Source organism: Streptomyces hypolithicus (assembly GCF_052934925.1).
Genome location: NZ_CM128811.1, coordinates 947755 through 968705, shown reverse-complemented (window position 1 = coordinate 968705; position 20951 = coordinate 947755). Strand labels below are relative to the sequence as shown.

The window sequence follows — 20951 nt, the reverse complement described above, 5'->3', positions numbered from 1 at the left end:
GCGAAGGTGCGGTCAGCCGCGGTGGCGGATCGTCGACTCGGCTTCCTGGGCGAGCCGCCGCAGCGCGAGCAGCGCGGGCTCCAGGATGAAGGTCAGCAGCACCGCCCGCTCGGCCTTCTCCAGCGGGTCGTCGGGGCCCTGGAGCTGGTCGAGATCCAGGGCGGCCGTCTTCTCGGCGAGTTCGGCGTAGGGGATGAGGTCGTGCCAGTCGTAGTTCATGCCGAGCGAGCGCAGGGTCTCCAGGGTCTGGGTTATGACATGGCGGGCGGGATTGTGCTCGGTGACCTTCCAGCCCATCTCCGCCACGAGCGCCCCCACATCGGAATGGTCCTGCTCGCCGGCGCTGTCCTTGACGCCGCCGGCCGGCGACACGCCGAAGACGAGGCCGAGGAGTTCGTGGGTGTCCGTCTCGACCTCGGAGATGGTGTCGAGAACGTCCTTGGTGGCACTGACGGTCAGACCCCGGGCCCCGATGAGGGCGCGGATCAGTCTCAGCCGGCGCACATGCGGCTCTCCGTACTCGGCCTGGGTCTGCGCGGTGGCGCGCCCGGGCGGCAGCAGCCCCTCGCGCAGGTAGTACTTGATCGTCGCCGTGGACACACCGCTGCGGCGGCTCAACTCGCTGATTCTCACCCTGGTCCCGCTTCCCACTGGCAATTGGGCAGCACTACTGTCTAATATAGATACTGCCACTCACCAACTGTGGATGCGAGGATACCGTGCCGACTCTTCCCTGGACCACGCCGAACCCGGCCCGGCCCGACACCACCGCGTTCGTCATGGCCTCCCGTCTCGACGTGAGGTCCGCCAAGGACGTTCCGCGCTTCTTCCTGAAGTCGCTCTCCGCCTGGCGCCAGGTACGCAAGGCGCCCGGGGCGCTCGGGGCCTCCCTGGAGGCGCAGCTGCTGAAGGGGGTCTTCTTCACCCTTTCCGCCTGGGAGGACAAGGAAGCCCTCTACACGTACGCGAAGGCCGAGCCCCACAAGAGCATCATGACCGGGCTGCGCTCCGTCATGAGTGAGTCGACGTTCACCTTCTGGGAGGTTCCGGTGGCGGAGCTGCCGATCTCCTGGAAGGACGCCAAGCGGCGCATCGAGGACCAGGCGCGCTCGAACGCCGCGAACGGCGAGGGCGCCCCTCGCTGACCCATGAACCCCCGGCCCGGGGACTCCCCCGCCCCCGGGCCGGGTTCAACGCTTTGGGCCGACCGGCAGTCAGGGGGAGCGGCGTCGCGCCCGCTCCCCCTGACTGCTGGCCTGTCCTAGCTTGATCTTTAACCTGTGCGGCGTGGTCGTGGGGCCGTTGACTTCTTCTGTCTCTGTTTCGCTGTGCCTGGTTTGCGGACGGTGTGCACGTCGTGGCGTGGGGTGGGGCGGGTGTTTTTGCGGCCCGGTGGCCGTCCCGGTCCGGGGCGGGAGGGTTTCGGTGCCTGGGCCGGACAGGCAGTCTGCGGGCGGAGGTGCCGAAAAGCGCGGCGGACCCGGGCGGGAGTGAGCCTGTCGGGCGGGCTCGGTTTCTCCCACGGCCGCCGGAGGTCGGCTGCCAGCGGGCGTGCGAGACGGAGCTGGGTGAAGACCGCGAGGATCAGCCAGGTCCAGCGGTCTGCCGCCTCCGGGGTGCGGATCTTGGGGCAGGTCCAGCCCAGCGTCTGCTTGAACAGGCGGAAGGTGTGCTCGATGTCGAAGCGCCGCAGGAATGCCTGCCACAGCATGTCGACGTCGGTTGTGGTTGCGTCGGTGCCCGACCACCACAGCCAGACGGGCTTCGGGGTCGCGCCGCTGGGCAGGTGGTCGACCTGCAGACGGATCACGGTGCCCTCGATCATCGGGAGGGAGCCCAACTGGGCAGTCCAGGCCGAGCGGTGAGTCAGCCTTGGGTGGAGCCGGTCCCAGGCGCGGGCGACTGCGGTGCCGTAGAGGCGGGTCTCGGTCACCGTGTGCGCGTCCGGGGTGTTCCAGGTGGCCGGGTCCCCGAAGACGAACTCGCCTCCGTGGCGGGGCGGGCGGCCCCGGACGCCGGGCTCGCGGGGCGGGGCAGCCCGGCGCAGGACGCGGTCCGAGCGCATCCGGCCCAGCACCTGCACCGGCAGATCCTTCAGCAGGAAGGCCAGGCGGGGCACGTCGTATCCGGCATCCACCACGATCAGGATCTCCGGGTCGCCTTGTTTCCACTGCCCTGCGGTGATCAGCCGCTCGATCAGCTCGCGCATCTGCCGGCCGTGACGGTCGCGGCATCGTCTCCGGGAGCCAGACGCAGCGCGTCCAGCGGTGCGGTCCACGAACTGCGGCCCGTTTCCAGCGCGCAGATCACCGAGTACGGCCAGCCGGGAACCGGAATGTGCTGGTCCTTGCCCCGTCCGTAGGTGTGGCACAGGATCCGCTGCGGTGAGGTGTGCGCACTGGGCCGCAGCCAGCAGGTGATATCGGCAGCCAGGACCAGCCGGCCGTCAGCCGCCCGCGGCAATGGCACCGCGGCCAGGGCCCACCGCAGCCGGGCCACATCGACCCGCCCCGCGGCCAGCGCGTCGTAGAGCCCACCGTGCCCGCGACGGTGTTCACCCACCAGCGACAGCTCCACCAACGACCGGACCGGACCATCCGCACACAACACCGCATCCGCCAGCTCGAACAACGCATCCGCACGCCTCGCCAGACAGGAGTAGAACGCACCCCGGAAGCGTGACAGTTCCGCAAACGGATCCTGACGGACAGCGTGATGCAACAGACTCATCCCCACGGCCTTCGTGCTGAGCTTGTGTGTTCCTTGGTCGGATCACATGCTCAGCCGAAGGCCGCCCCCACGTACGGCCGTTGCCAATCCGAGTAATCAAGTACGAGGAGCCGTTCGACCTACGAGGTTAAAGATCAAGCTAGGGGGTGTCTGACAATTCCCCGCGGCGTCGCGACGCCCGGCACGCACGCTGGCAGCGTTGCCGAAAAGTCCTGGTAGCTCCGCTACGAGGACTGTCCGGCGCCTTGCGATCGCACGCACCGGACGCCGCTCCTTGACCCACGGGGAATTGTCAGACACCCCCTAGCTTGAGATTTAACCTCCGGATTCGAACAGCTCCGACCAGCCCTTCCTGCCGCACGAGCAGGCTCCGCAGCACAGTCGGAGATCTAAGCAAGTCGGGACAAAAGGTGCGCATGCTGGTTCCGTGAAGCCGACTTGCGGTCGTGTTCGAGCGGCGAGGTAAAAGCTCAAGCTAGCCTTCGGCGGTCCGTACGACCGTGAACACGGCGCCCTCCGGGTCGGCGACCGTCGCCGCCCGGCCACCGGCCCGCTCCTCGGGGGCCACCAGCACCTGGCCGCCCAGTTCCGTGACGAGGCCGGCCGACGCGCCGGGGTCCTCGACCTCGAAGTACGTCATCCAGTGCGGCCCCCGGTCGCGCGGCAGCGCCCGGCCCACGCCGCGCACCGATGCGACGGGCCGGCCGGCGAGGCGCAGGGTCAGCTGGTCCGGGCCGTCGGCGGCCGCCTGCGCCTCGTAGCCGAAGAGCGCGGCGTAGAACTTGCCGACCGTCGCGCTCTCCCGCGTCACCAGCTCGTTCCAGACGGGCGTGCCAGGGGTTCCGGCGAGCGCCGTGCCCGTATGCTCCCCGGCCTGCCAGATTCCGAAGACGGCGCCCGCCGGATCGGAGGCGATCGCCATCCGGCCGGCGTTCCCCGCGTCGAGCGGGCCCACGCCGACGGTCCCGCCGTAACTGCGGACCGCGTCCGCCGTGACGTCGGCGTCCTCGGTGGCGAAATACGGGGTCCACGCGATGGGCAGATGCCGGTCCGGCGGCAGCTGTCCGATGCCGGCGACCTCCTTGCCGTCGAGCAGAGCGCGTACGTACGGCCCGAGCTGCTGCGGGCCGGGGCGGAACTCCCAGCCGAACAGCGCTCCGTAGAAGTCCTGGGTGGTGGTCAGGCCGTGCACCATCAGGCTCACCCAGCAGGGCGCACCGGGCGTCTGCCGCGGGGTCGCTGCCTCGGTCATCGTCGCTATCTCCTCGGACCATCGGGGTGGTCGTGCGGGAACCGGGCGAGCCGCCGGAAAAGGGGGCACGCCCGTGCAGATGCTTGCACCACCTGTGGTGGCGCGCGCCCCGGCCGCGCCGCGCGCCGGGCCTTCTCGCAGGAGAACGCCGGAAATGACATCCTCTGTCCGTTTCCGGATTGTTTCCGAGGCTGTCCTGCGGTGCCGACCGCACCGGCCGCTGCGCGAGGATGGCACCCATGAACGCCACCATCACCGCAGTCGAGCTCGTGAGCGAGTCCGCGGGCCCCCGGCCGCCGGTACTCCTGGACGTCCGCTACGAACTGGGCGGCCCGCACGGGCGCCCCGCCTATGAGTCGGGGCACATCCCCGGAGCCGTCTTCGTCGACCTCGACGCCGAACTGGCCGCTCCGCCCGGCTCCGGGGGCCGCCACCCGCTCCCCGACGTCGAGGCGTTCGGCGCGGTGATGCGCAGGGCGGGCGTCCGCCGGGACACCCCCGTCGTCGTGTACGACGCCGCGAAGGGCTGGGGTGCCGCCAGAGCCTGGTGGCTGCTGCGCTGGACGGGTCACCCCGATGTCCGGGTCCTGGACGGCGGCCTCGCCGCGTGGGAGGGCCCGCTCGAAGCCGGCGTCCCGGCACCGGCCGCCGGTGACTTCGTGCCCGTTCCCGGCGCGGCGGCGCTGCTCGACGCCGACGGCGCCGCCGAACTGGCCCGCAGCGGACTGCTGCTCGACGCGCGGGCGGGGGAGCGGTACCGGGGCGAGGTCGAGCCGATCGACCCGGTCGCCGGCCACATCCCGGGCGCGGTCAGCGCGCCGACCACCCAGAACGTGGCGCCCGACGGTCGTCTGCTCCCCGCCGCCGAACTGGCGGCCCGCTTCAGGGCGCTCGGCGCCGGCGAGGCCACGGCGGTCGGGGTCTACTGCGGCTCGGGCGTGTCCGCCGCCCATCAGGTGCTGGCCCTGGAGGTCGCCGGCATTCCGGCGGCGCTGTACGCGGGTTCGTGGTCGGAGTGGTCCGCCGACGCGTCCCGTCCGGTGGCCACCGGCGGGGGCGCGGACCAGGCGGAGCAGGCCGAGTAAGCGGAGCGGGCGGAACAACTCCCCATGGGCAGGGGCCCGTACGCCATCCGTACGGGCCCCCGCGCGCAACGTGTCTAGTCCTGCTTCTTGCGGCGCGTACCGAACACGATCTCGTCCCAGCTCGGCACAGCCGCCCGCCGCCCGGGACGCACCCCGTCGGCCTCGGCCTGACGGTCCGTCGTGCCCGTGAGCCGGTCGCGGTGACCGGCGACCGCGCGCGGCATGAGCACATCGGCGTACGCCGCACCCGCGCCGGACGCGGCCGGCTCCTCGGCCTCGGCGGGATCCTGCGCGCCGTCCGGCTCGGTCGTCGAAGGCTCCGCCGGCAGCGCGAGCCGCTCGGGCACCACCATGTCGCCGCGGAAACTCGGCACCGCCTCCAGCAGGCTGGTCAGCGAATCCCGCTCACTGCCGGTGCTCTCCACCGGCTCGGGCGCGGGCACGGCGGGCCGCTCCGGCTGCCGGTCGAGCTGTCTGTCGAGCGCGCGGTCCAGCGGCCGGTCCCGTGGCAGCCGGGCGATGCGCGGTACGAACGGGAAGCTCGGCTCCGGCGGGGCCGACATCGCGGTGTCGTCGCTCTCGCCGATGAGCGCCCGCGCCTCGTCGTCCACGGCCTGCACGAGCCGCCGGGGCGGGTCGTAGGTCCAGCTCGCGGAGTGCGGTTCGCCCGCGACGCGGTAGACGAGCAGCACTTCCCAGGTGCCGTCGTCGCGCCGCCAGGAGTCCCAGAGCACGGCCTCCTTGTCGGCGCCGCGCAGCAGCAGCCGCTCCTGCACGGCCTCGCCGAGCTGCGGGCCGGTCCCGGTGTTCTCGCCGGGGCGGCGCACCGGAGTCTTCCTGGCGCGCTCGGCCATGAAGGCGCGCTCGGCGAGCACGGGGCCTTCGAAGCGGCGTACCCGGTCCACCGGGATGCCCGCGTGCTGGGCGACCTCCTCGGCGGAGGCGCCGGCGCGTATACGGGCCTGGATGTCGCGAGGGCGGAGGTGGCTCTCCACCTCGATCTCGATCTGGCCGAGGCGGGCGCGGTCGTTGCGCACGGCGGCGCGCAGCCGCTCGTCGATCGGAAGCGTGTACTCCGTGCTGTCAGCAGCCTTCAGCACCAGTCGTGTGCCGTCGTTGGAGACGGCCACGACACGCAGTTCGGGCATGGGAACCTCCCGGGTGGTGCCTGCCGACGTCACGTGCGTCGCTGCTTACCGCTAGTCGAGTGTGGCCTGCCCGGTGCGGCCCGCCACAACCTTGCCGAGTTGCCCGGCGTGTCGGGCATCAGCCCTGGATCGCCGGTGTGGCACGGTTATCGGTTGACCACCCAACGTGACCGACTCGTCACTTTGGGTGGCGGATGCCCGCGCTGGAGGCCGGACCCAGGGCTCGCCACAGTACTCCATTCGGGCCATGAGGGTGGACCGGCGCGCCACTGAAGTTGTCTCCGGGTGCGGGAGTTGAGCGGGTGGGGTTCACCGGTTCGGGGCCCCGGACGTGTCCTGCTTCACACAATCCCCGGAATCGGAACCATTCACTTCGCCCAAAAGTCTCTTCCTGGTGCAAGGTGGACCAGATGGGTGATCAGAGGCTGCATATGGACGAGAAGCCGGAGCAAGAGGCAGAGGAGCCGAAGAGGCCGCGCATCGACCTGAGTGTGGCTCAGGTCTCGGGCAGCGCGGTCGCCGCGATCGTCGCGGCGGTGCTGGCGTCGAAGCTGGGCGTGTACGGGACGGTCATCGGCGCGGGCGTGGTCAGCGTCGTGGCGACCAGCGGCGGCACGCTCTTCCAGCACGTCTTCCGGCGCACCGGGGAGCAGATCCGCGAGGTGACGGTCCACGCGAAGCCGCGGGGGCGGCAGGTGCCGGCGCGGCCGGTGCAGGAGACCGAGGGTGCGACCAGGACGCGGGTGCTGCGTACCGTCGCCGTGCCGACGGACCTCTCCAACGAGGAGTTCGGCGAGGCCACCACGCACCGCACGCGGGCGCGGGCATGGAAGCGCGGGTGGAAGCGGTCCGCGATCGCCGCGGGTGTCGTCTTCGCCGTGGCGATGGGTGGGATCACGACGTACGAGCTGGCCTCGGGGGCCGACCTCAGTGGGAGCAGCGGCAGCACGGTGGGCAATGTGCTCCGGGGCGGCGGCGGCGGTGGTGGCGGCGAGCAGAAGCCGTCATCGCCGTCTCAGGCGCCGGGGGAGTCGCCGGGCGGTGACTCGGTGACGCCACCGGGTTCCGGGACGAACGGCGAGCAAAGCCCGGGAGAGGGCTCCGAGGACAGCCCCCGCACGGGTGCGGGTTCCGGTGGCGCCGTGTCGCCCGAACCTGGCGACACGCCGCCCCCGACTGACGGCGGCGGCTCCACCCCCGAAGCGACGCCGACGCCGCCCCCGACCCCGACCCCGAAGCCGTCCGGGAGTGCGGGCGGCGACAGCCCGGCTTCGGGTGGCGACGCCGACGGGGAGGGGGCGGAGGGCGAGAGCCCGGCCCCCTGAGAAGTGCGGCGGCGGAGCCCTGCGGGGCTGTTCGCCGGCCAAGACCCTCAGCGCCCTCCTGCGCCCCTAGCTAAGCTGAGCTTGAGATTTAACCTCGCCGCTCGAACACGACCGCAAGTCGGCTTCACGGAACCAGCATGCGCACCGTTTGTCCCGACTTGCTTAGATTTCCGACTGTGCTGCGGAGCCTGCTCGTGCGGCAGGAAGGGCTGGTCGGAGCTGTTCGAATCCGGAGGTTAAAGATCAAGCTAGGACGCGCCGCAGGTAGTCGTTGGCGAAGACGCGCCCCGGGTCCAGCCGGTCCCGCAGCGCCGTGAACTCCGCGAAGCGCGGGTACACCCCCGCCAGGTACTCCGCGTCGCGGGTGTGCACCTTGCCCCAGTGCGGCCGGCCGCCGTGCGCGGTCATGACGCGCTCCACGGCGGTGAAGTACGCCTGGTAGGGCGTGCCCCGGTACAGGTGCACCGCGATGTACGCCGTGTCCCTGCCCGACGCCGTGGACAGCGTGATGTCGTCCGCCGGCGCCGTCCGTACCTCCACCGGGAAGCCGATCCGCAACGGCGAGCGCTCCACCAGCGCCTTCACCTCGCGAAGTGCCGCCACCGCCGCCTCGCGCGGCACCGCGTACTCCATCTCCATGAAGCGCACGCGGCGCGGGCTGGTGAAGACCTTGTACGGGATGTCGGTGTACGTACGGGCCGACAGCGCCCGGCTGGAGAGCCTCGCGAGGGCGGGGACGGCCAGGGGCAGGGCCCTGCCCACCGAGCACACGACCTGGAACAGGCCGTTGGACAGGAGTTCGTCCTCGATCCAGCCGCTGACCCTTCCGGGCGGAGCAGCGGGGCCCGCGCTGCGGTTGTTGCGCTTGGTGTTGCAGTTGCCCGTGTGGGGGAACCAGTAGAACTCGAAGTGCTCGTTCTCGGCATGCAGCGCCTCGAAGTCCGCCGTGACCCGGTCGAAGGTCATCGGCTCCTCACGGGCCGTCAGCAGGAAGACCGGCTCCACCGCGAAGGTGATGGCGGTGACCACTCCCAGCGCGCCGAGCCCGAGGCGGGCTGCCGCGAAGATCTCGGGATTCTCCTTCTCCGAGCAGGTCAGCAGCGAGCCGTCCGCCAGAACCAGTTCGAGGGCGCGGATCTGGGCGGCCGTCGAGGCCGAGTCGCGGCCCGTGCCGTGGGTGCCCGTGCTGGTCGCGCCGGCCACCGTCTGTTCCATGATGTCGCCCATGTTCGTGAGCGACAGGCCCTCCCTGGCCAGGGCCACGTTCAGACGCCTGAGCCCCGTGCCCGCTTCCACCGTGACGGTCCCGGCGGCACGGTCGATCGCCCGGATGCCGGTCAGCAGGTCGGGGCGTATCAGCAGGCCGTCGGTCGCCGCCGCGGCGGTGAACGAGTGGCCCGCGCCGACCGGCTTCACCCGCAGGCCGTCCTCGGCCGCCCGGCGTACCGCCTCGGCGAGTTCCTCCGCCGAGGCCGGTGTCACCTCCCGCACCGGTCGGGCGGTGACATTCCCCGCCCAGTTACGCCACGTGCTGCTCGCCGTCCTGGATGTGGTGGCCATCTGTCCCGCGCCCTCCCCGAGTCGGTGCCGGCCCGCTGAGCCGGCGGTAGCCCAGGAACGCCACCACGGCCGCGAGAACTCCCGCCGCTGTCGGCACCACGTACGCCGTCTGCGCCCCCGCCGCGTCGACCACCCAGCCTGCGGCCGATGAACCGAGCGCGATGCCGATGGCGAGCCCGGTGCTGGTCCAGGTCATGCCTTCGGTCAGTTTGGTGCGCGGTACGTGCTGCTCGACGAGGGCCATGGTGGTGACCATCGTCGGCGCGATGGACAGGCCCGCGACAAAGAGCGCCACGGCCAGGAAGGGAAGGTTCCCGGCCAGTTGGAGGGGGATCATACTCACGGACATCGCGCAGACGCCCACCAGCCACCTGGTGGACGCGCGGCCCTTGAGGTGGAGCAGGCCGAAGACCGCTCCGGCGATGCAGGAGCCCAGCGCGTACACGGCGAGGACGAGACTGGCCGCCGCCTTGTGGCCCTGCTCCTCTGCGAAGGCCACCGTCACCACGTCGACCGCGCCGAAGATCGCGCCGGTCGCGACGAACGTGGCGAAGAGCACCTGGAGCCCCGGCGAGCGCAGTGCGGAGCCGCCGGTGTGCTGGTCACGGGGGTGCGCGGCGGGCTCGGTGGCCCGCTGCGCGGTGAGCCAGTACACGCCGACGACCAGGAAGACCGCGGCGAGCAGCGGCCCCGCCTCGGGGAACCACGCGGTCGAGAGCCCGATGGAGATGATCGGGCCGAAGATGAAGCAGAGTTCGTCGGCGATGGACTCCCAGGAATACGCGGTGTGCAGTTCGCGCGGCGAGCCCCGGTAGATCTCGGCCCAGCGGGCCCGGACCATCGAGCCGACGCTCGGCACACAGCCCGCCCCCGCCGCGAAGACGAACAACGTCCAGTCGGGGGCGCCCTGTTGGGCGCAGACCAGCAGCCCCGCGACCGCCGAGACCGCGACCACGGTGGCCGGGCGCAGGACGCGGCGCTGACCGTACTGGTCGACGAGGCGCGAGATCCGCGGTCCGACGACGGCGGCGGCCATCGCGAGGGTGGCCGACAGCGCGCCCGCGAGCCCGTAACGGCCCGTGAGCTGCGAAATCATGGTGACGATGCCGATGCCCATCATGGACAGCGGCATCCGGCCGAACAGGCCCGCGGCCGAGAACCCCTTGGTGCCTGGGGCAGCGAAGATCGCGCGGTAAGGACTGGGCAAGGGGGACTCCGGTAAGACCTGTAGATGGTCGTTACAGATTACGGCCGCGCGGCGCCGCGCCGCACCGCGGACCTCGCTTTCCGGCCGCCGGGTGCGGGTGGCAGGATCGGACGTATGCCTGATCAGCGTGGTCCAGCCCCTTACGACGCCCTGCTGCTGCTCTCGTTCGGCGGCCCCGAAGGCCCGGACGACGTGGTGCCGTTCCTGGAGAACGTCACCCGCGGCCGGGGCATCCCCAAGGAGCGGCTCAAGGAGGTGGGGCAGCACTACTTCCTGTTCGGCGGGGTCAGCCCCATCAACGAGCAGAACCGTTCGTTTCTCGACGCGCTGCGCAAGGACTTCGCCGAGCACGCTCTGAGCAGCCTCCCGGTGTACTGGGGCAACCGCAACTGGGCGCCGTACCTGGTCGACACCCTCCGCGACATGGCTGCGGACGGCCACCGCCGCATCGCGGTCCTCGCCACCAGCGCGTATGCCTCGTACTCCGGCTGCCGTCAGTACCGGGAGAATCTCGCCGAGGCGCTCGCGACGCTGGCGGCCGAAGGGATCGAGCCGCCGCGTGTCGACAAGCTGCGGCACTACTTCAACCACCCGGGTTTCGTACGCCCGATGATCGACGGCGTACTGAAGTCCCTCGCGGAACTCGACCCCGGCGTACGGGCGGGGGCGCACCTCGCCTTCACCACGCACTCCATCCCGACCGCGTCGGCCGACACCTCCGGCCCGGCGCGGGGCCACGGCGACGGGGGCGCGTACGTCGCCCAGCACCTGGACGTCGCCCGGCTGATCGCCGAGGCCGTCCGCGAGGAGACCGGTGCCGAGCATCCCTGGCAGCTCGTCTACCAGTCGCGCAGCGGCGCCCCGCACATTCCGTGGCTGGAACCCGACATCTGCGACCACCTGGAGGAAGTGCACACCGCCGGCGTCCCCGCCGTCGTGATGGTGCCGATCGGTTTCGTCTCGGACCACATGGAGGTCCTGTACGACCTCGACACCGAGGCCACCGCCAAGGCCGCCGAACTCGGCCTGCCCGTACGCCGGTCCGCGACGGTCGGCGCTGACCCGCGCTTCGCCGCCGCCGTGCGGGAGCTGCTGCTGGAGCGGGCGGCGGCCGAGCGGGGGCAGGCGGGTGAGCGGTGCGCGCTGGGGGCGCTCGGCCCGAGCCACGACGTCTGCCCGGTCGGCTGCTGCCCCGCCAGGTCGGCGAAGCCCGCGGCGGCGGGCGCCGACAGCCCGTACGCGCCCTGACCGTCCGACCCCTGCGTCCAACCCTTGCGTCCAACCCTTGCGTCCAAGGAGAGCCGTGACCGATCCCCTCATGTCCGAGCTGCTCGACATCGCCCTGGAGGCCGCCCGGCGGGCAGGCGCGCTGCTGCGCGACGGCCGGCCGGCCGACCTGGGAGTGGCGGCCACCAAGTCGAGTCCGATCGATGTCGTCACCGAGATGGACATCGCCGCGGAGAAACTGATCACCGGCTATCTCGCCGACTTCCGCCCCGAGGACGGGGTCCTGGGCGAGGAAGGCGCGAGCACCGAAGGGACCAGCGGGATCCGCTGGGTGATCGACCCGCTCGACGGCACCGTGAACTACCTGTACGGCCTGCCCACCTGGGCGGTGTCCATCGCGGCCGAGCGCGACGGCGAGACGCTGGTGGGCGTCGTGGCGGCGCCGATGCGGGGCGAGACGTATCACGCGGTGCGCGGCGGCGGCGCGTACGCCGGCCAGACCCCGCTGCGGGCGCGGCCGGTGGCCCCGCCGCTGGACCAGGCACTGGTGTCCACCGGGTTCAACTACGTCGCCACGGTCCGCACCCACCAGGCGGACGTCGCCCAGCGGCTGATCCCGCGTCTGCGGGACATCCGGCGCAGCGGGTCGGCGGCGATCGACCTGAGCGATGTGGCCGCCGGCCGGCTGGACGGCTACTACGAGCGGGGGCTCAGCCCGTGGGACCTGGCGGCGGGGGACCTCATCGCCAGGGAGGCGGGAGCGCTGACAGGCGGGCGGCCGGGCGACCGGCCGTCGGGCGAGCTGACGGTGGCTGCGGCGCCGGGTGTCTTCGAGCCGCTCCAGAACCTCCTGGAGGAACTCGGCGCCTGGCACGACTAGGGAGTGTTTTAGAAGTAGCGTCGTCCGCCCGGAGGGCGGGTCTCGCGTGGTCTGGGGCGTGCGATCGCAAGGCGCCGGGATGGTCTCGTAGCGGAGCTACTAGGGCATTTCGGCAACGCGGCGAGGATGGGGTCTCCCCTGGTCGAGCGGGGCCGGGACCTTGGGGAAGTGCCAGACCACGCGAGACAGACGGGACTTCTAAAACACGACCTAGCCACCTAGGAGCGTGGGTCAGTAACCGGCAACCCGCCTTCGGTTCGTGATCATTCGTAAGGAATGATGTCCGTATGCGTGGTGGGGATGGACTGTTTGAGGTCGAGCCGGTCGAGAAGAAGCAGCCGCAGGGTCATCCAGCGGCGGTGGACAAGCGGTTCCGGGCGTTCGACCCGCACCAGGTCCTGCTGCTGCCACCGTCGCTGGACCACTGGCTGCCCGAGGGGCACCTGGCCCGGTTCGTCGCCGACCTGGTCGACGACGTGCTGGATCTGGGGCCGGTCCTGGCCGGCTACACCGAGAAGCGCGGCTTCCCGCCCTACGATCCGCGCCTGATGGTGCGCCTGCTCATCTACGGCTACACCACCGGCATCCGGTCCTCGCGGGCGATCGAGCGCAAGTGCGTGGATGACATCGCGTTCCGGTTCCTGGCCGCCGACCAGGCGCCGGACTTCCGGTCGATCTCACGGTTCCGCCGCCGCCACCTGGACGCGCTCGCGGACCTGTTCACGCAGTCACTGCACCTGGCGCAGAAGCTGGGCATGGTCAGGATGGGCCGGGTCGCGCTGGACGGCACGAAGCTGGAGGCCAGCGCCTCCAGACACAAGGCGATGAGCTACTCCCGACTGATCGACAAGGAGGAGCGGATCGAAGCCGAGATCGCCGAACTGGAGTCCAAGGCCGCCGCGTTGCTGGCCGACGCCGAGTCCACCGACACCGCCGAGGACCGGATCTTCGGCGCCGACGGCAAGGACGTGGACCTGCCCGCCGAGCTGGACCGCCGCGAGAAGCGACTCGCCCGGCTCCAGGCCGCCCGCGCCCAGATCGAAGCCGAGGCTGCTGAGAAGGCCCGCCGCCACGCCGAGGACAAGGAACGCCGCAGGCAGGATCGCGCCGGCACCGACGACGAACAGGCCGTCACCGACGCCGGGCAGCAGGCCGCCGCGAAAGCCCGTCCCAAGCCGAAGGCGCAGGCCAACTTCACCGACCCCGACTCACGGATCATGAAGAACAGCGACGGCGCCTACATCCAGGCCTACAACGCCCAGGCCGTCGTCGACGCCGAACACCAGGTCATCACCGCCGCCGACGTGACGACCAACGCCGCGGACACGCTGAACTACACCACGATGCTCAACCAGTCCGCCCAGAACACCGGCATCCACCCCAAGCAGGCACTGGTCGACGCGGGATACTGCTCCGAGACCAACCTCCAGGCCGCGAAAGACCGCCAACTCACCTGCGGCACCGACACGTTCATGGCCACCGGCCGCCTCGCCCACGACGAACAGGTCCCGCCCGCACCACGCGGACGCATCCCGGCGAACGCCACGCTGAAGGAACGCATGGCCCGCAAACTGCGGACCAAACCCGGCAAAGCCGCCTACCGCCGCCGAAAAGCCATCGTCGAACCCGTCTTCGGCCAGATCATGACCTGCCAGAACGGCCGCCAGCTCATGCTCCGCGGCGAAGACGGCGCCCGCGGAGAGTGGCGACTGCTCGCAGCCTGCCACAACCTCCGCAAGATCTTCCGGCACACCACGGCCACCGGACTCGCCGCGGCGACCGGGTGACCGGCCCGGCCCAGGCCCTCCTCTGGACCATCCCGAGGCCCAGGAGACCCCAGCCTCGGGCCAGCCGACACCGACCGGGCGACTGTGACCGATCCCGCCGACCCGACCACCCGGCCGCCTGCTCGTTACTGACCCACGCTCCTAGCCCGGCGAGCGAGGACCGGGGCCGGAGCCCCGGCAGGGTCACGCGTGTGCGGAGCCCCGGCAGGGTTCAGGCGTGTGCGGGGTCCACCCGCACGCCGTGCTCCGCGGCGAGACGGTGCAGGTCGTCCAGCTCCGCCTGCTCCACGTCCGCCAGGAAGTCGTCGCCCGTCTCACGAGCCATCGTGAGGCCGGATTCCGTGGCCTTTATGCGCTGCAGCAGGCCTGCGGTGAATGCGTCCATGGGTGCGCCCCCTCGTCATGGGTCGGTGGCACGGTGTGCCGAGGGTGATTGATCACGTGACATGCCGAAGACAGGGCGTGATCGCGAGTGTGCAGTCGTCATCCCCGCACGCCGCCTCGGGAAAACCTCAACCGGTCCGGAAATCATGGAATTCCCCGTCCGCCCCGTCCGCCCCGGCCCTGCGACCACCGCGCACTCGTCCGCGTACCCCTCGCCTTACCGCCGGTTTATGGCCGAAAGGGGCAGGATGGCAGCACACATTCACGGGACACACCTGCCCGCATGGGCAATCAGCGGAAGGACTACGACGTGCGCGTACTCGTCGTCGAGGACGAGCAGCTGCTCGCCGATGCGGTGGCCACCGGACTGCGCCGGGAGGCCATGGCCGTCGACGTCGTGTACGACGGCGCGGCCGCCCTGGAGCGCATCGGGGTCAACGACTACGACGTCGTCGTCCTCGACCGCGACCTCCCGCTGGTCCACGGCGACGACGTCTGCCGCAAGATCGTCGAACTTGGCATGCCCACCCGCGTCCTGATGCTCACCGCTTCCGGTGACGTCAGCGACCGGGTGGAAGGCCTGGAGATCGGCGCCGACGACTACCTCCCCAAGCCCTTCGCCTTCAGCGAGCTGACCGCGCGGGTACGCGCCCTCGGGCGCCGTACGACCGTCGCACTGCCGCCCGTCCTGGAGCGTTCCGGCATCAAACTGGACCCCAACCGCCGCGAGGTCTTCCGCGACGGCCTGGAGGTCCAGCTGGCGCCGAAGGAGTTCGCGGTGCTGGAGGTGCTGATGCGCAGCGAGGGCGCCGTCGTCTCGGCCGAGCAGCTGCTCGAAAAGGCGTGGGACGAGAACACCGACCCGTTCACGAACGTCGTGCGCGTCACGGTGATGACGCTGCGCCGCAAGCTGGGCGAGCCGGCGGTCATCGTGACCGTGCCCGGCTCCGGCTACCGGATCTGACGGCCCATGCCCCACACCCCGGCGCCACCGACGGCGCCCCCCAAACCGACCTGGGACCCGCGCGAACACGAACCGGCCTTCCCGTGGCTGCGCCCGACGATCCGGATACGTCTGACGCTGCTGTACGGCGGGATGTTCCTGATCGCCGGCATCCTGCTCCTCTCGATCATCTACCTGCTGGCCGCCCAGGCCCTGGCGGTCGGGAGCGACCTGCCGTTCAAGATCGTGAGCGGCGAGGTCGAGAGCACGGTGTGCGACCTGCGCGACCTGCCCAGGAACGCCTCGCCCGACCAGTTCAACGCGGCCATGAACGCCTGTTTCGACGACCAGCGCCGGCACGCGCTCGACCAGCTGCTCAGCCGTTCGCTGCTCGCCCTGCTCGGGCTCAGCATCATCGCCTTCGCCTTCGGGTACGCGATGGCCGGACGCGTCCTGTCGCCGCTCGGCAGGATCACCCGTACGGCCCGCCGGGTGGCCGGCACGGACCTGTCCCGGCGAATCGAGCTGGACGGCCCGGACGACGAGCTCAAGGAGCTCGCGGACACCTTCGACGACATGCTCGACCGGCTGGAGCGGGCGTTCACCGCGCAGCAGCGCTTCGTCGGCAACGCGTCTCACGAGCTGCGCACCCCGCTCGCCATCAACCGGACGCTGCTGGAGGTCCACCTCTCGGACCCGGGCGCGCCCCCCGAGCTCCAGCAGCTCGGCAAGACGCTGCTGGCCACCAACGAGCGCAGTGAGCAGCTCGTGGAGGGCCTGCTGCTGCTCGCCCGCAGCGACAACCAGATCGTCGAGCGCAAGCCGGTGGACCTGGCCGAGGTCGCATCCCGCGCCATCGACCAGGCGCACGGCGAGGCCGCGGCCAAGGGCGTGGAGATCCGCGGTGAGCGGGCGCCCGCCGTCGTGCAGGGCAACGGCGTACTGCTGGAGCGGATCGCGTTGAACCTGGTGCAGAACGCCGTGCGCCACAACGTTCCCGACGACGGGCCCCGGGACGGATGGGTCGAGGTCACCACCGAGAGCAGGCAAGGGCAGGCATTCCTTGTGGTCTCGAACACGGGTCCAGTGGTTCCCGCGTACGAGATCGACAACCTCTTCGAGCCGTTCAGGCGCCTGCGCACGGAGCGAACGGGCAGCGACAAGGGTGTGGGTCTCGGCCTGTCCATCGCGCGCAGCGTCGCGAGGGCCCACGGAGGCCGTATCATCGCGGAGCCCCGCGAGGGCGGCGGCCTCGTGATGCGTGTCACTCTTCCGATCTGAGACGTTTCGTGAAGTCGTCCGGCTGTTCGCTTTAAGCGCAATTTTCGGGACCTGCTCCCGAGAGTGTCGTGTGTGATCGATCACATGGGCGGACTTCCGGCCCTCCACTCTCCGTGATCATCCAGCCCCAGGAAAGCCGGGAAAGTCCGGGTTTCCTGGGGGTGGGATAACGGGAAGTACACGAGGTGGCGCTCGTGAAGTGCGACATTCGGACCGTGTACGGTCCGATCGCCATCCCAACCGATCACCCGACGGGAGATCGGTTGGGTGTCGATTGAGTAACAGACCTTGATGTGAGGCAAAATCTCCGCCTCAGGTCGGGCACAAGTCCGGCCTCTCACGCGTTACGGCGCTGAGACACCGCAACTACCCAGAGGGGGAGAGCGACAGTGGCAACGGATTACGACACCCCACGCAAGACCGATGACGACGTCGACCAGGACAGCCTTGAAGAGCTCAAGGCACGCCGGAGCGACAAGACGGCATCGGCCGTTGACGTGGACGAATTCGAGGCGGCGGAGGGGCTTGAACTGCCCGGCGCCGACCTTTCCAACGAAGAGCTCGCCGTCCGGGTCCTGCCGAAGCAGGCCGACGAGTTCACCTGCATGAGCTGCTTCCTCGTGCACCACCGCAGCCAGCTGGCCAAGGAGAAGAACGGTCAGCCGATCTGCCGCGACTGCGACTAGGCGGGGCCGGCCGTGGCAGGCGCGACACCGTCCAGGAAGAAGCGCTTCCGGAGGAAGGACTCCCCGGAGGCGCCGCACGGCGTGAGCGCGGCCGTGGGCGCACGTGACGACGAGCGGGGCCTGCCGGCCTCGCTCGAACCGGCGGACGGGCCCACGGCACGGGCCCGGCGCCTCGCGGCGGTCAGGCAGGGCGTACGCAGGGGCCGCGACGGAGCGAAGGCCGGGATCGGTTACGTAGCCGACCGCGTCATCGAGATCGCCCCGCGCGTTCCCGTACGCGACCTGGCGGCCCTGCGCAGGCACTTCCCGGGCCTCGGCCCGGAGCAGATCGCCGACAAGCTGGTCGCGGGTGCGGCCAACGGCACCTCCGCCGTGGGCGCGGGCGTCGGCGCGGCCGCCATGATGCCCGTCCCTCCGGCGATGCCGGCCGAACTGGCAGCCGAGATCACCGGCGTCGCCGCGATCGAGCTGAAGCTCATCGCGGAGCTGTACGAGGTCTACGGCCTGCGGCCGCCCGGCGGGCTGCCCCAGCGCAGCACCGCCTACCTCAACTCCTGGTCCCAGGAGCGCGGTATCGACGTGACGAAACCGGGCACCTACAACACCGCCCTCGGCACCCAGATGAAGCGCCAGCTCCGGCAGCAGATCATGAAACGCATGGTCCGCAACCTGCCGAACCTGATGCCGTTCATGGTCGGAGCCGCCGTCGGCGCCGTGATGAACCGGCGCGACACCAGACGTCTCGCCGACCGCATCCGCAAGGACCTGCGCGCCGCCCAGATCCCCTGGGACGCGCTCCCCGAGCTGCCGCCCCTGGAGCAGCCGCATCAGCCCCTGGAAGGGCCGGGCCCCGTGCACAAGGAGCTGGGAAGCTAGACCGGTCGCCCTGGACCGCTCGGTCTCAGGGGGTGCCCGACTGGTCCGCCCGTACGGCGGCCGTCAGGGCGGCCGCCAGGCCCTCGGGGTCGCGGGTGGAGAGGTAGAGGTACGGCGTCGGGTCGTCCGGGTCGGTGACCTTCACCCGCAGCGCCCGGGGGATGTAGCTGCGCAGCAGCATGTGGGCGCGCGGATCGGCCTTGTAGGACCGCCAGGCGCGCGCCTCCTCGGCGTCCAGCACCTCGGCGTCGCCGAGTGCGGAGACCGGGACGCGGGCGTCACCGGCGATCAGCGCTCCCCCGAGAACCCGGACCTGGGGGGAGCCGTACGCGCTCACCCCGGCGGCGGCCGCCGCAGCGGCGCCGATCAGTCCGCCGAGCATCGCCAGCAGGCCCAGCGGCAGCAGGATGAGCCCGCCCGCGATGCCGACGAGCCCGGCGATGATCCACCAGGAACGGGGAGCGGTCAGGCGTTCTGCGTACTGCGGGGCTGAAGGCTGCATGCGGCCAAGCTTGGCACGGTGCGACCTGCGCGTACCCGCGCGGGTAAGGTCTGCGCCTGTGAGTACAGCGAACCCCCAGCGGCCTGCCCCCGGACGCGCGGCCGGGTCTTCGGCCCTCAGGCCCCCGGCCGGCGCCACCGCCCCGGTCCGCCACCCCGACGCACCGCCGCCCGGAGAGCTCCTCGGCGCGCACTACGAGCACTGCTTCGGTTGCGGCGGAGGCCAGCCCCACGGGCTGCACCTCCAGGCACGGGCAGGCGACGGGGTCCGGGTCAGTGCCGAGTTCACCGTCCGACCCGCACACCAGGGTGCCCCCGGGCTCGCCCACGGCGGCGTACTGGCGACGGCGCTCGACGAGACGCTGGGCTCCCTGGGCTGGCTGCTGCGGGTGATCGCGGTGACGGGCCGGCTGGAGACCGACTTCGTACGCCCCGTCCCGGTGGACACCGTCCTGCACCTCGACGCCGAGGTCACCGCGGTGCACGGCCGCAAGATCTACTCCTCGGCGACGGGCCGGATCGGTGGCCCCGACGGGCCGGTCGCGGTACGTGCCGACGCCCTCTTCATCGAAGTCAAGGTCGACCACTTCATCGACAACGGACGCCCGGAGGAGATCCGGGCGGCGATGGCCGACACCGACCAGGTCAGGCGTGCCCGCGCCTTCGAGGTGAACCCGTGACCCGTAGCCCCGTCGATGTGCTGATCCGCCGGATCGATCCCGAGGTCCGGCTCCCTTCGTACGCACATCCGGGCGACGCGGGCGTCGACCTGGTCACCACCGAGGCCGCCGAACTGGCCCCGGGCGAGCGGGCGGTGCTCCCCACCGGGGTGTCCGTGGCGCTCCCGGACGGGTACGCGGCCTTCGTGCACCCGCGATCCGGCCTGGCCGCCCGGTGCGGAGTCGCCCTTGTGAATGCCCCAGGGACGGTGGATGCCGGGTACCGTGGGGAAATCAAGGTGATCGTGGTCAATCTCGACCCGCGCGAGAGCGTGCGGTTCGAGCGCTTCGACCGGATTGCCCAACTGGTTGTCCAGCAGGTCGAGAAGGTGCGCTTCCACGAGGTGGCGGAGCTTCCCGGCTCGGCGCGGGCCGAGGGGGGCTTCGGGTCCACCGGCGGTCATGCCGCCGTGGACGGCCGGGCGGGTGGGAATCGATACGCATCGGTCGTATCCGACCGGGAAGGACAGTGACGTGTTCGGACGTCGCAAGAAGAGCGGTGCCGCCGACGACGCGGACGTGGCGGGCGAGGCCGAGCAGGTCGTCGACAACGTCGAGCCCGACGGAGCGGACGGCGAGGGATCGGCTCGCAGGTCGAACCTGCCGCCCGCGCCCCGGCCGGACGGTCCGTGGGACGTGTCCGAGGTCAGGGAGCCCGGCGAAGGCCGGGTGGACCTCGGCGGCGTGTTCGTGCCGGGAGTCGAGGGCATGGAGCTGCGGGTCGAGGTGGCGGGTGACGCGATCGTCGCTGCGACGGTCGTGCTGCGCGACAGCGCGGTCCAGCTTCAGGCTTTCGCGGCCCCCAAGAAGGAAGGCATCTGGGGCGAGGTCCGAGAGGAGATCGCTTCGGGCATCACCCAGCAGGGCGGTGTCATCGACGAGGTCGAGGGTCCGCTGGGCTGGGAGCTGCGGGCCCAGGTACCCGTACAGCTGCCGGACGGCACCGGCGGCGTGCAGATGGTGCGTTTCGTCGGTGTCGACGGGCCGCGCTGGTTCCTGCGGGGAGTGATCTCCGGGCAGGGCGCGGTGCAGCCCGAGACCGCGGGGGTGCTGGAGCAGATCTTCCAGGACACCGTGGTCGTGCGCGGCGAGGGCCCGATGGCGCCGCGCGATCCGATCGTCCTCAAGCTGCCGGACGACGCGCAGATGGTGCCCGACGGCGTACAGCAGGAGCCGCAGGAGGGCTCGCGCTTCTCCGGCGGGATGGGGCAGCTCCAGCGCGGCCCCGAGATCACCGAGGTGCGCTGACCTCCCAGAGACGCGGACCGCTGCGGCCCGGGTCGATCCGTCGCGTACGGATCGTCCCGGGCCGCCGGTCATTGTGGGCCGGGCGGCCCGCGACCATACGTGCGCCCGGCCT

The 20951-nt window shown here is 71.1% G+C and carries 20 protein-coding genes and 1 pseudogene; 13 read left to right on the top strand and 8 right to left on the bottom strand.

Features of this window, described 5'->3' with window-relative positions; translation table 11 throughout:
- Positions 1–12: 12 nt before the first annotated feature.
- The gene (locus tag ACU6WZ_RS04630; protein WP_447031830.1) at positions 13–633 is read right to left on the bottom strand and encodes a MerR family transcriptional regulator; all 621 of its coding nucleotides are present in this window, start codon (positions 631–633) and stop codon (positions 13–15) included.
- 86 nt (positions 634–719) lie between these two features.
- On the opposite strand from ACU6WZ_RS04630, the gene ACU6WZ_RS04625 reads away from it, so the two are divergent.
- On the top strand, positions 720–1145 hold the full coding sequence (locus ACU6WZ_RS04625; protein WP_447031829.1) for a DUF3291 domain-containing protein: 426 nt from the start codon (positions 720–722) through the stop codon (positions 1143–1145).
- A 128-nt stretch (positions 1146–1273) separates the two neighbouring features.
- Here ACU6WZ_RS04625 and ACU6WZ_RS04620 read toward each other — a convergent pair.
- Positions 1274–2730 (bottom strand): annotated as a pseudogene (locus ACU6WZ_RS04620) (NF041680 family putative transposase).
- Between the two features lie 475 nt (positions 2731–3205).
- The gene (locus ACU6WZ_RS04615) at positions 3206–3982 is read right to left on the bottom strand and encodes a VOC family protein (RefSeq protein WP_447031828.1); all 777 of its coding nucleotides are present in this window, start codon (positions 3980–3982) and stop codon (positions 3206–3208) included.
- A gap of 239 nt (positions 3983–4221) precedes the next feature.
- On the opposite strand from ACU6WZ_RS04615, the gene ACU6WZ_RS04610 reads away from it, so the two are divergent.
- The gene (locus ACU6WZ_RS04610; RefSeq protein WP_447031827.1) at positions 4222–5067 is read left to right on the top strand and encodes a sulfurtransferase; all 846 of its coding nucleotides are present in this window, start codon (positions 4222–4224) and stop codon (positions 5065–5067) included.
- 74 nt (positions 5068–5141) lie between these two features.
- Here ACU6WZ_RS04610 and sepH read toward each other — a convergent pair whose 3' ends face one another.
- The gene (gene sepH, locus ACU6WZ_RS04605) at positions 5142–6215 is read right to left on the bottom strand and encodes a septation protein SepH (RefSeq protein WP_447031826.1); all 1074 of its coding nucleotides are present in this window, start codon (positions 6213–6215) and stop codon (positions 5142–5144) included.
- Between the two features lie 431 nt (positions 6216–6646).
- Between sepH and ACU6WZ_RS04600 the strand changes: the two genes are divergently transcribed.
- Positions 6647–7540: a hypothetical protein gene (locus tag ACU6WZ_RS04600; RefSeq protein ID WP_447033853.1), complete on the top strand. Its 894-nt coding sequence runs from the start codon at positions 6647–6649 to the stop codon at positions 7538–7540.
- Positions 7541–7783: 243 nt separating this feature from the next.
- Here ACU6WZ_RS04600 and ACU6WZ_RS04595 read toward each other — a convergent pair whose 3' ends face one another.
- Both ACU6WZ_RS04595 and ACU6WZ_RS04590 read right to left on the bottom strand, forming a co-directional pair.
- Positions 7784–9100: a D-arabinono-1,4-lactone oxidase gene (locus ACU6WZ_RS04595; RefSeq protein WP_447031825.1), complete on the bottom strand. Its 1317-nt coding sequence runs from the start codon at positions 9098–9100 to the stop codon at positions 7784–7786.
- A complete protein-coding gene (locus tag ACU6WZ_RS04590) occupies positions 9060–10307 on the bottom strand; it encodes an MFS transporter (RefSeq protein WP_447031824.1) in 1248 nt (415 codons plus the stop codon). The genes ACU6WZ_RS04595 and ACU6WZ_RS04590 overlap by 41 nt, the downstream gene beginning before the upstream one ends.
- Before the next feature lie 114 nt (positions 10308–10421).
- Between ACU6WZ_RS04590 and ACU6WZ_RS04585 the strand changes: the two genes are divergently transcribed.
- The 3 genes from ACU6WZ_RS04585 (at position 10422) to ACU6WZ_RS04575 (ending at position 14201) form a co-directional block, all read left to right on the top strand.
- Positions 10422–11555 carry a ferrochelatase gene (locus ACU6WZ_RS04585; protein WP_447031823.1) on the top strand — a complete coding sequence of 378 codons (1134 nt, stop codon included), beginning with the start codon at positions 10422–10424 and terminating at the stop codon, positions 11553–11555.
- 55 nt (positions 11556–11610) lie between these two features.
- A complete protein-coding gene (locus ACU6WZ_RS04580; protein ID WP_447031822.1) occupies positions 11611–12414 on the top strand; it encodes an inositol monophosphatase family protein in 804 nt (267 codons plus the stop codon).
- A gap of 359 nt (positions 12415–12773) precedes the next feature.
- A complete protein-coding gene (locus ACU6WZ_RS04575) occupies positions 12774–14201 on the top strand; it encodes an IS1182 family transposase (protein ID WP_447033827.1) in 1428 nt (475 codons plus the stop codon).
- A gap of 211 nt (positions 14202–14412) precedes the next feature.
- On the opposite strand, the gene ACU6WZ_RS04570 is transcribed toward ACU6WZ_RS04575, so the two are convergent.
- Positions 14413–14586 carry a hypothetical protein gene (locus tag ACU6WZ_RS04570; RefSeq protein WP_447031820.1) on the bottom strand — a complete coding sequence of 58 codons (174 nt, stop codon included), beginning with the start codon at positions 14584–14586 and terminating at the stop codon, positions 14413–14415.
- A 309-nt stretch (positions 14587–14895) separates the two neighbouring features.
- On the opposite strand from ACU6WZ_RS04570, the gene ACU6WZ_RS04565 reads away from it, so the two are divergent.
- The 4 genes from ACU6WZ_RS04565 to ACU6WZ_RS04550 all read left to right on the top strand — a co-directional run bounded on the left by ACU6WZ_RS04565 (position 14896) and on the right by ACU6WZ_RS04550 (position 18371).
- Complete coding sequence (locus ACU6WZ_RS04565; protein WP_447033852.1) at positions 14896–15549, top strand: response regulator transcription factor; 654 nt, start codon at positions 14896–14898, stop codon at positions 15547–15549.
- 6 nt (positions 15550–15555) lie between these two features.
- Positions 15556–16809 carry a sensor histidine kinase gene (locus tag ACU6WZ_RS04560; RefSeq protein WP_447031819.1) on the top strand — a complete coding sequence of 418 codons (1254 nt, stop codon included), beginning with the start codon at positions 15556–15558 and terminating at the stop codon, positions 16807–16809.
- A 389-nt stretch (positions 16810–17198) separates the two neighbouring features.
- Entirely contained in the window at positions 17199–17495 is a 297-nt protein-coding gene (locus ACU6WZ_RS04555; protein ID WP_447031818.1) for a DUF4193 domain-containing protein, read from the top strand.
- 12 nt (positions 17496–17507) lie between these two features.
- Positions 17508–18371: a hypothetical protein gene (locus ACU6WZ_RS04550; protein WP_447031817.1), complete on the top strand. Its 864-nt coding sequence runs from the start codon at positions 17508–17510 to the stop codon at positions 18369–18371.
- A gap of 25 nt (positions 18372–18396) precedes the next feature.
- On the opposite strand, the gene ACU6WZ_RS04545 is transcribed toward ACU6WZ_RS04550, so the two are convergent.
- Positions 18397–18873 (bottom strand): DUF3093 domain-containing protein, encoded by a 477-nt coding sequence (locus tag ACU6WZ_RS04545; RefSeq protein ID WP_447031816.1) that lies wholly within the window; start codon positions 18871–18873, stop codon positions 18397–18399.
- 58 nt (positions 18874–18931) lie between these two features.
- Between ACU6WZ_RS04545 and ACU6WZ_RS04540 the strand changes: the two genes are divergently transcribed.
- From ACU6WZ_RS04540 to ACU6WZ_RS04530, 3 genes are read left to right on the top strand one after another with little or no spacing between them, the layout of a single operon-like run.
- Positions 18932–19552: a PaaI family thioesterase gene (locus tag ACU6WZ_RS04540; protein WP_447031815.1), complete on the top strand. Its 621-nt coding sequence runs from the start codon at positions 18932–18934 to the stop codon at positions 19550–19552.
- Positions 19549–20064: a dUTP diphosphatase gene (gene dut, locus ACU6WZ_RS04535; RefSeq protein ID WP_447031814.1), complete on the top strand. Its 516-nt coding sequence runs from the start codon at positions 19549–19551 to the stop codon at positions 20062–20064. Before ACU6WZ_RS04540 ends, dut begins: the two co-directional genes overlap by 4 nt.
- A gap of 1 nt (position 20065) precedes the next feature.
- Positions 20066–20839 carry a DUF3710 domain-containing protein gene (locus ACU6WZ_RS04530; RefSeq protein ID WP_447031813.1) on the top strand — a complete coding sequence of 258 codons (774 nt, stop codon included), beginning with the start codon at positions 20066–20068 and terminating at the stop codon, positions 20837–20839.
- Positions 20840–20951 lie beyond the last annotated feature (112 nt).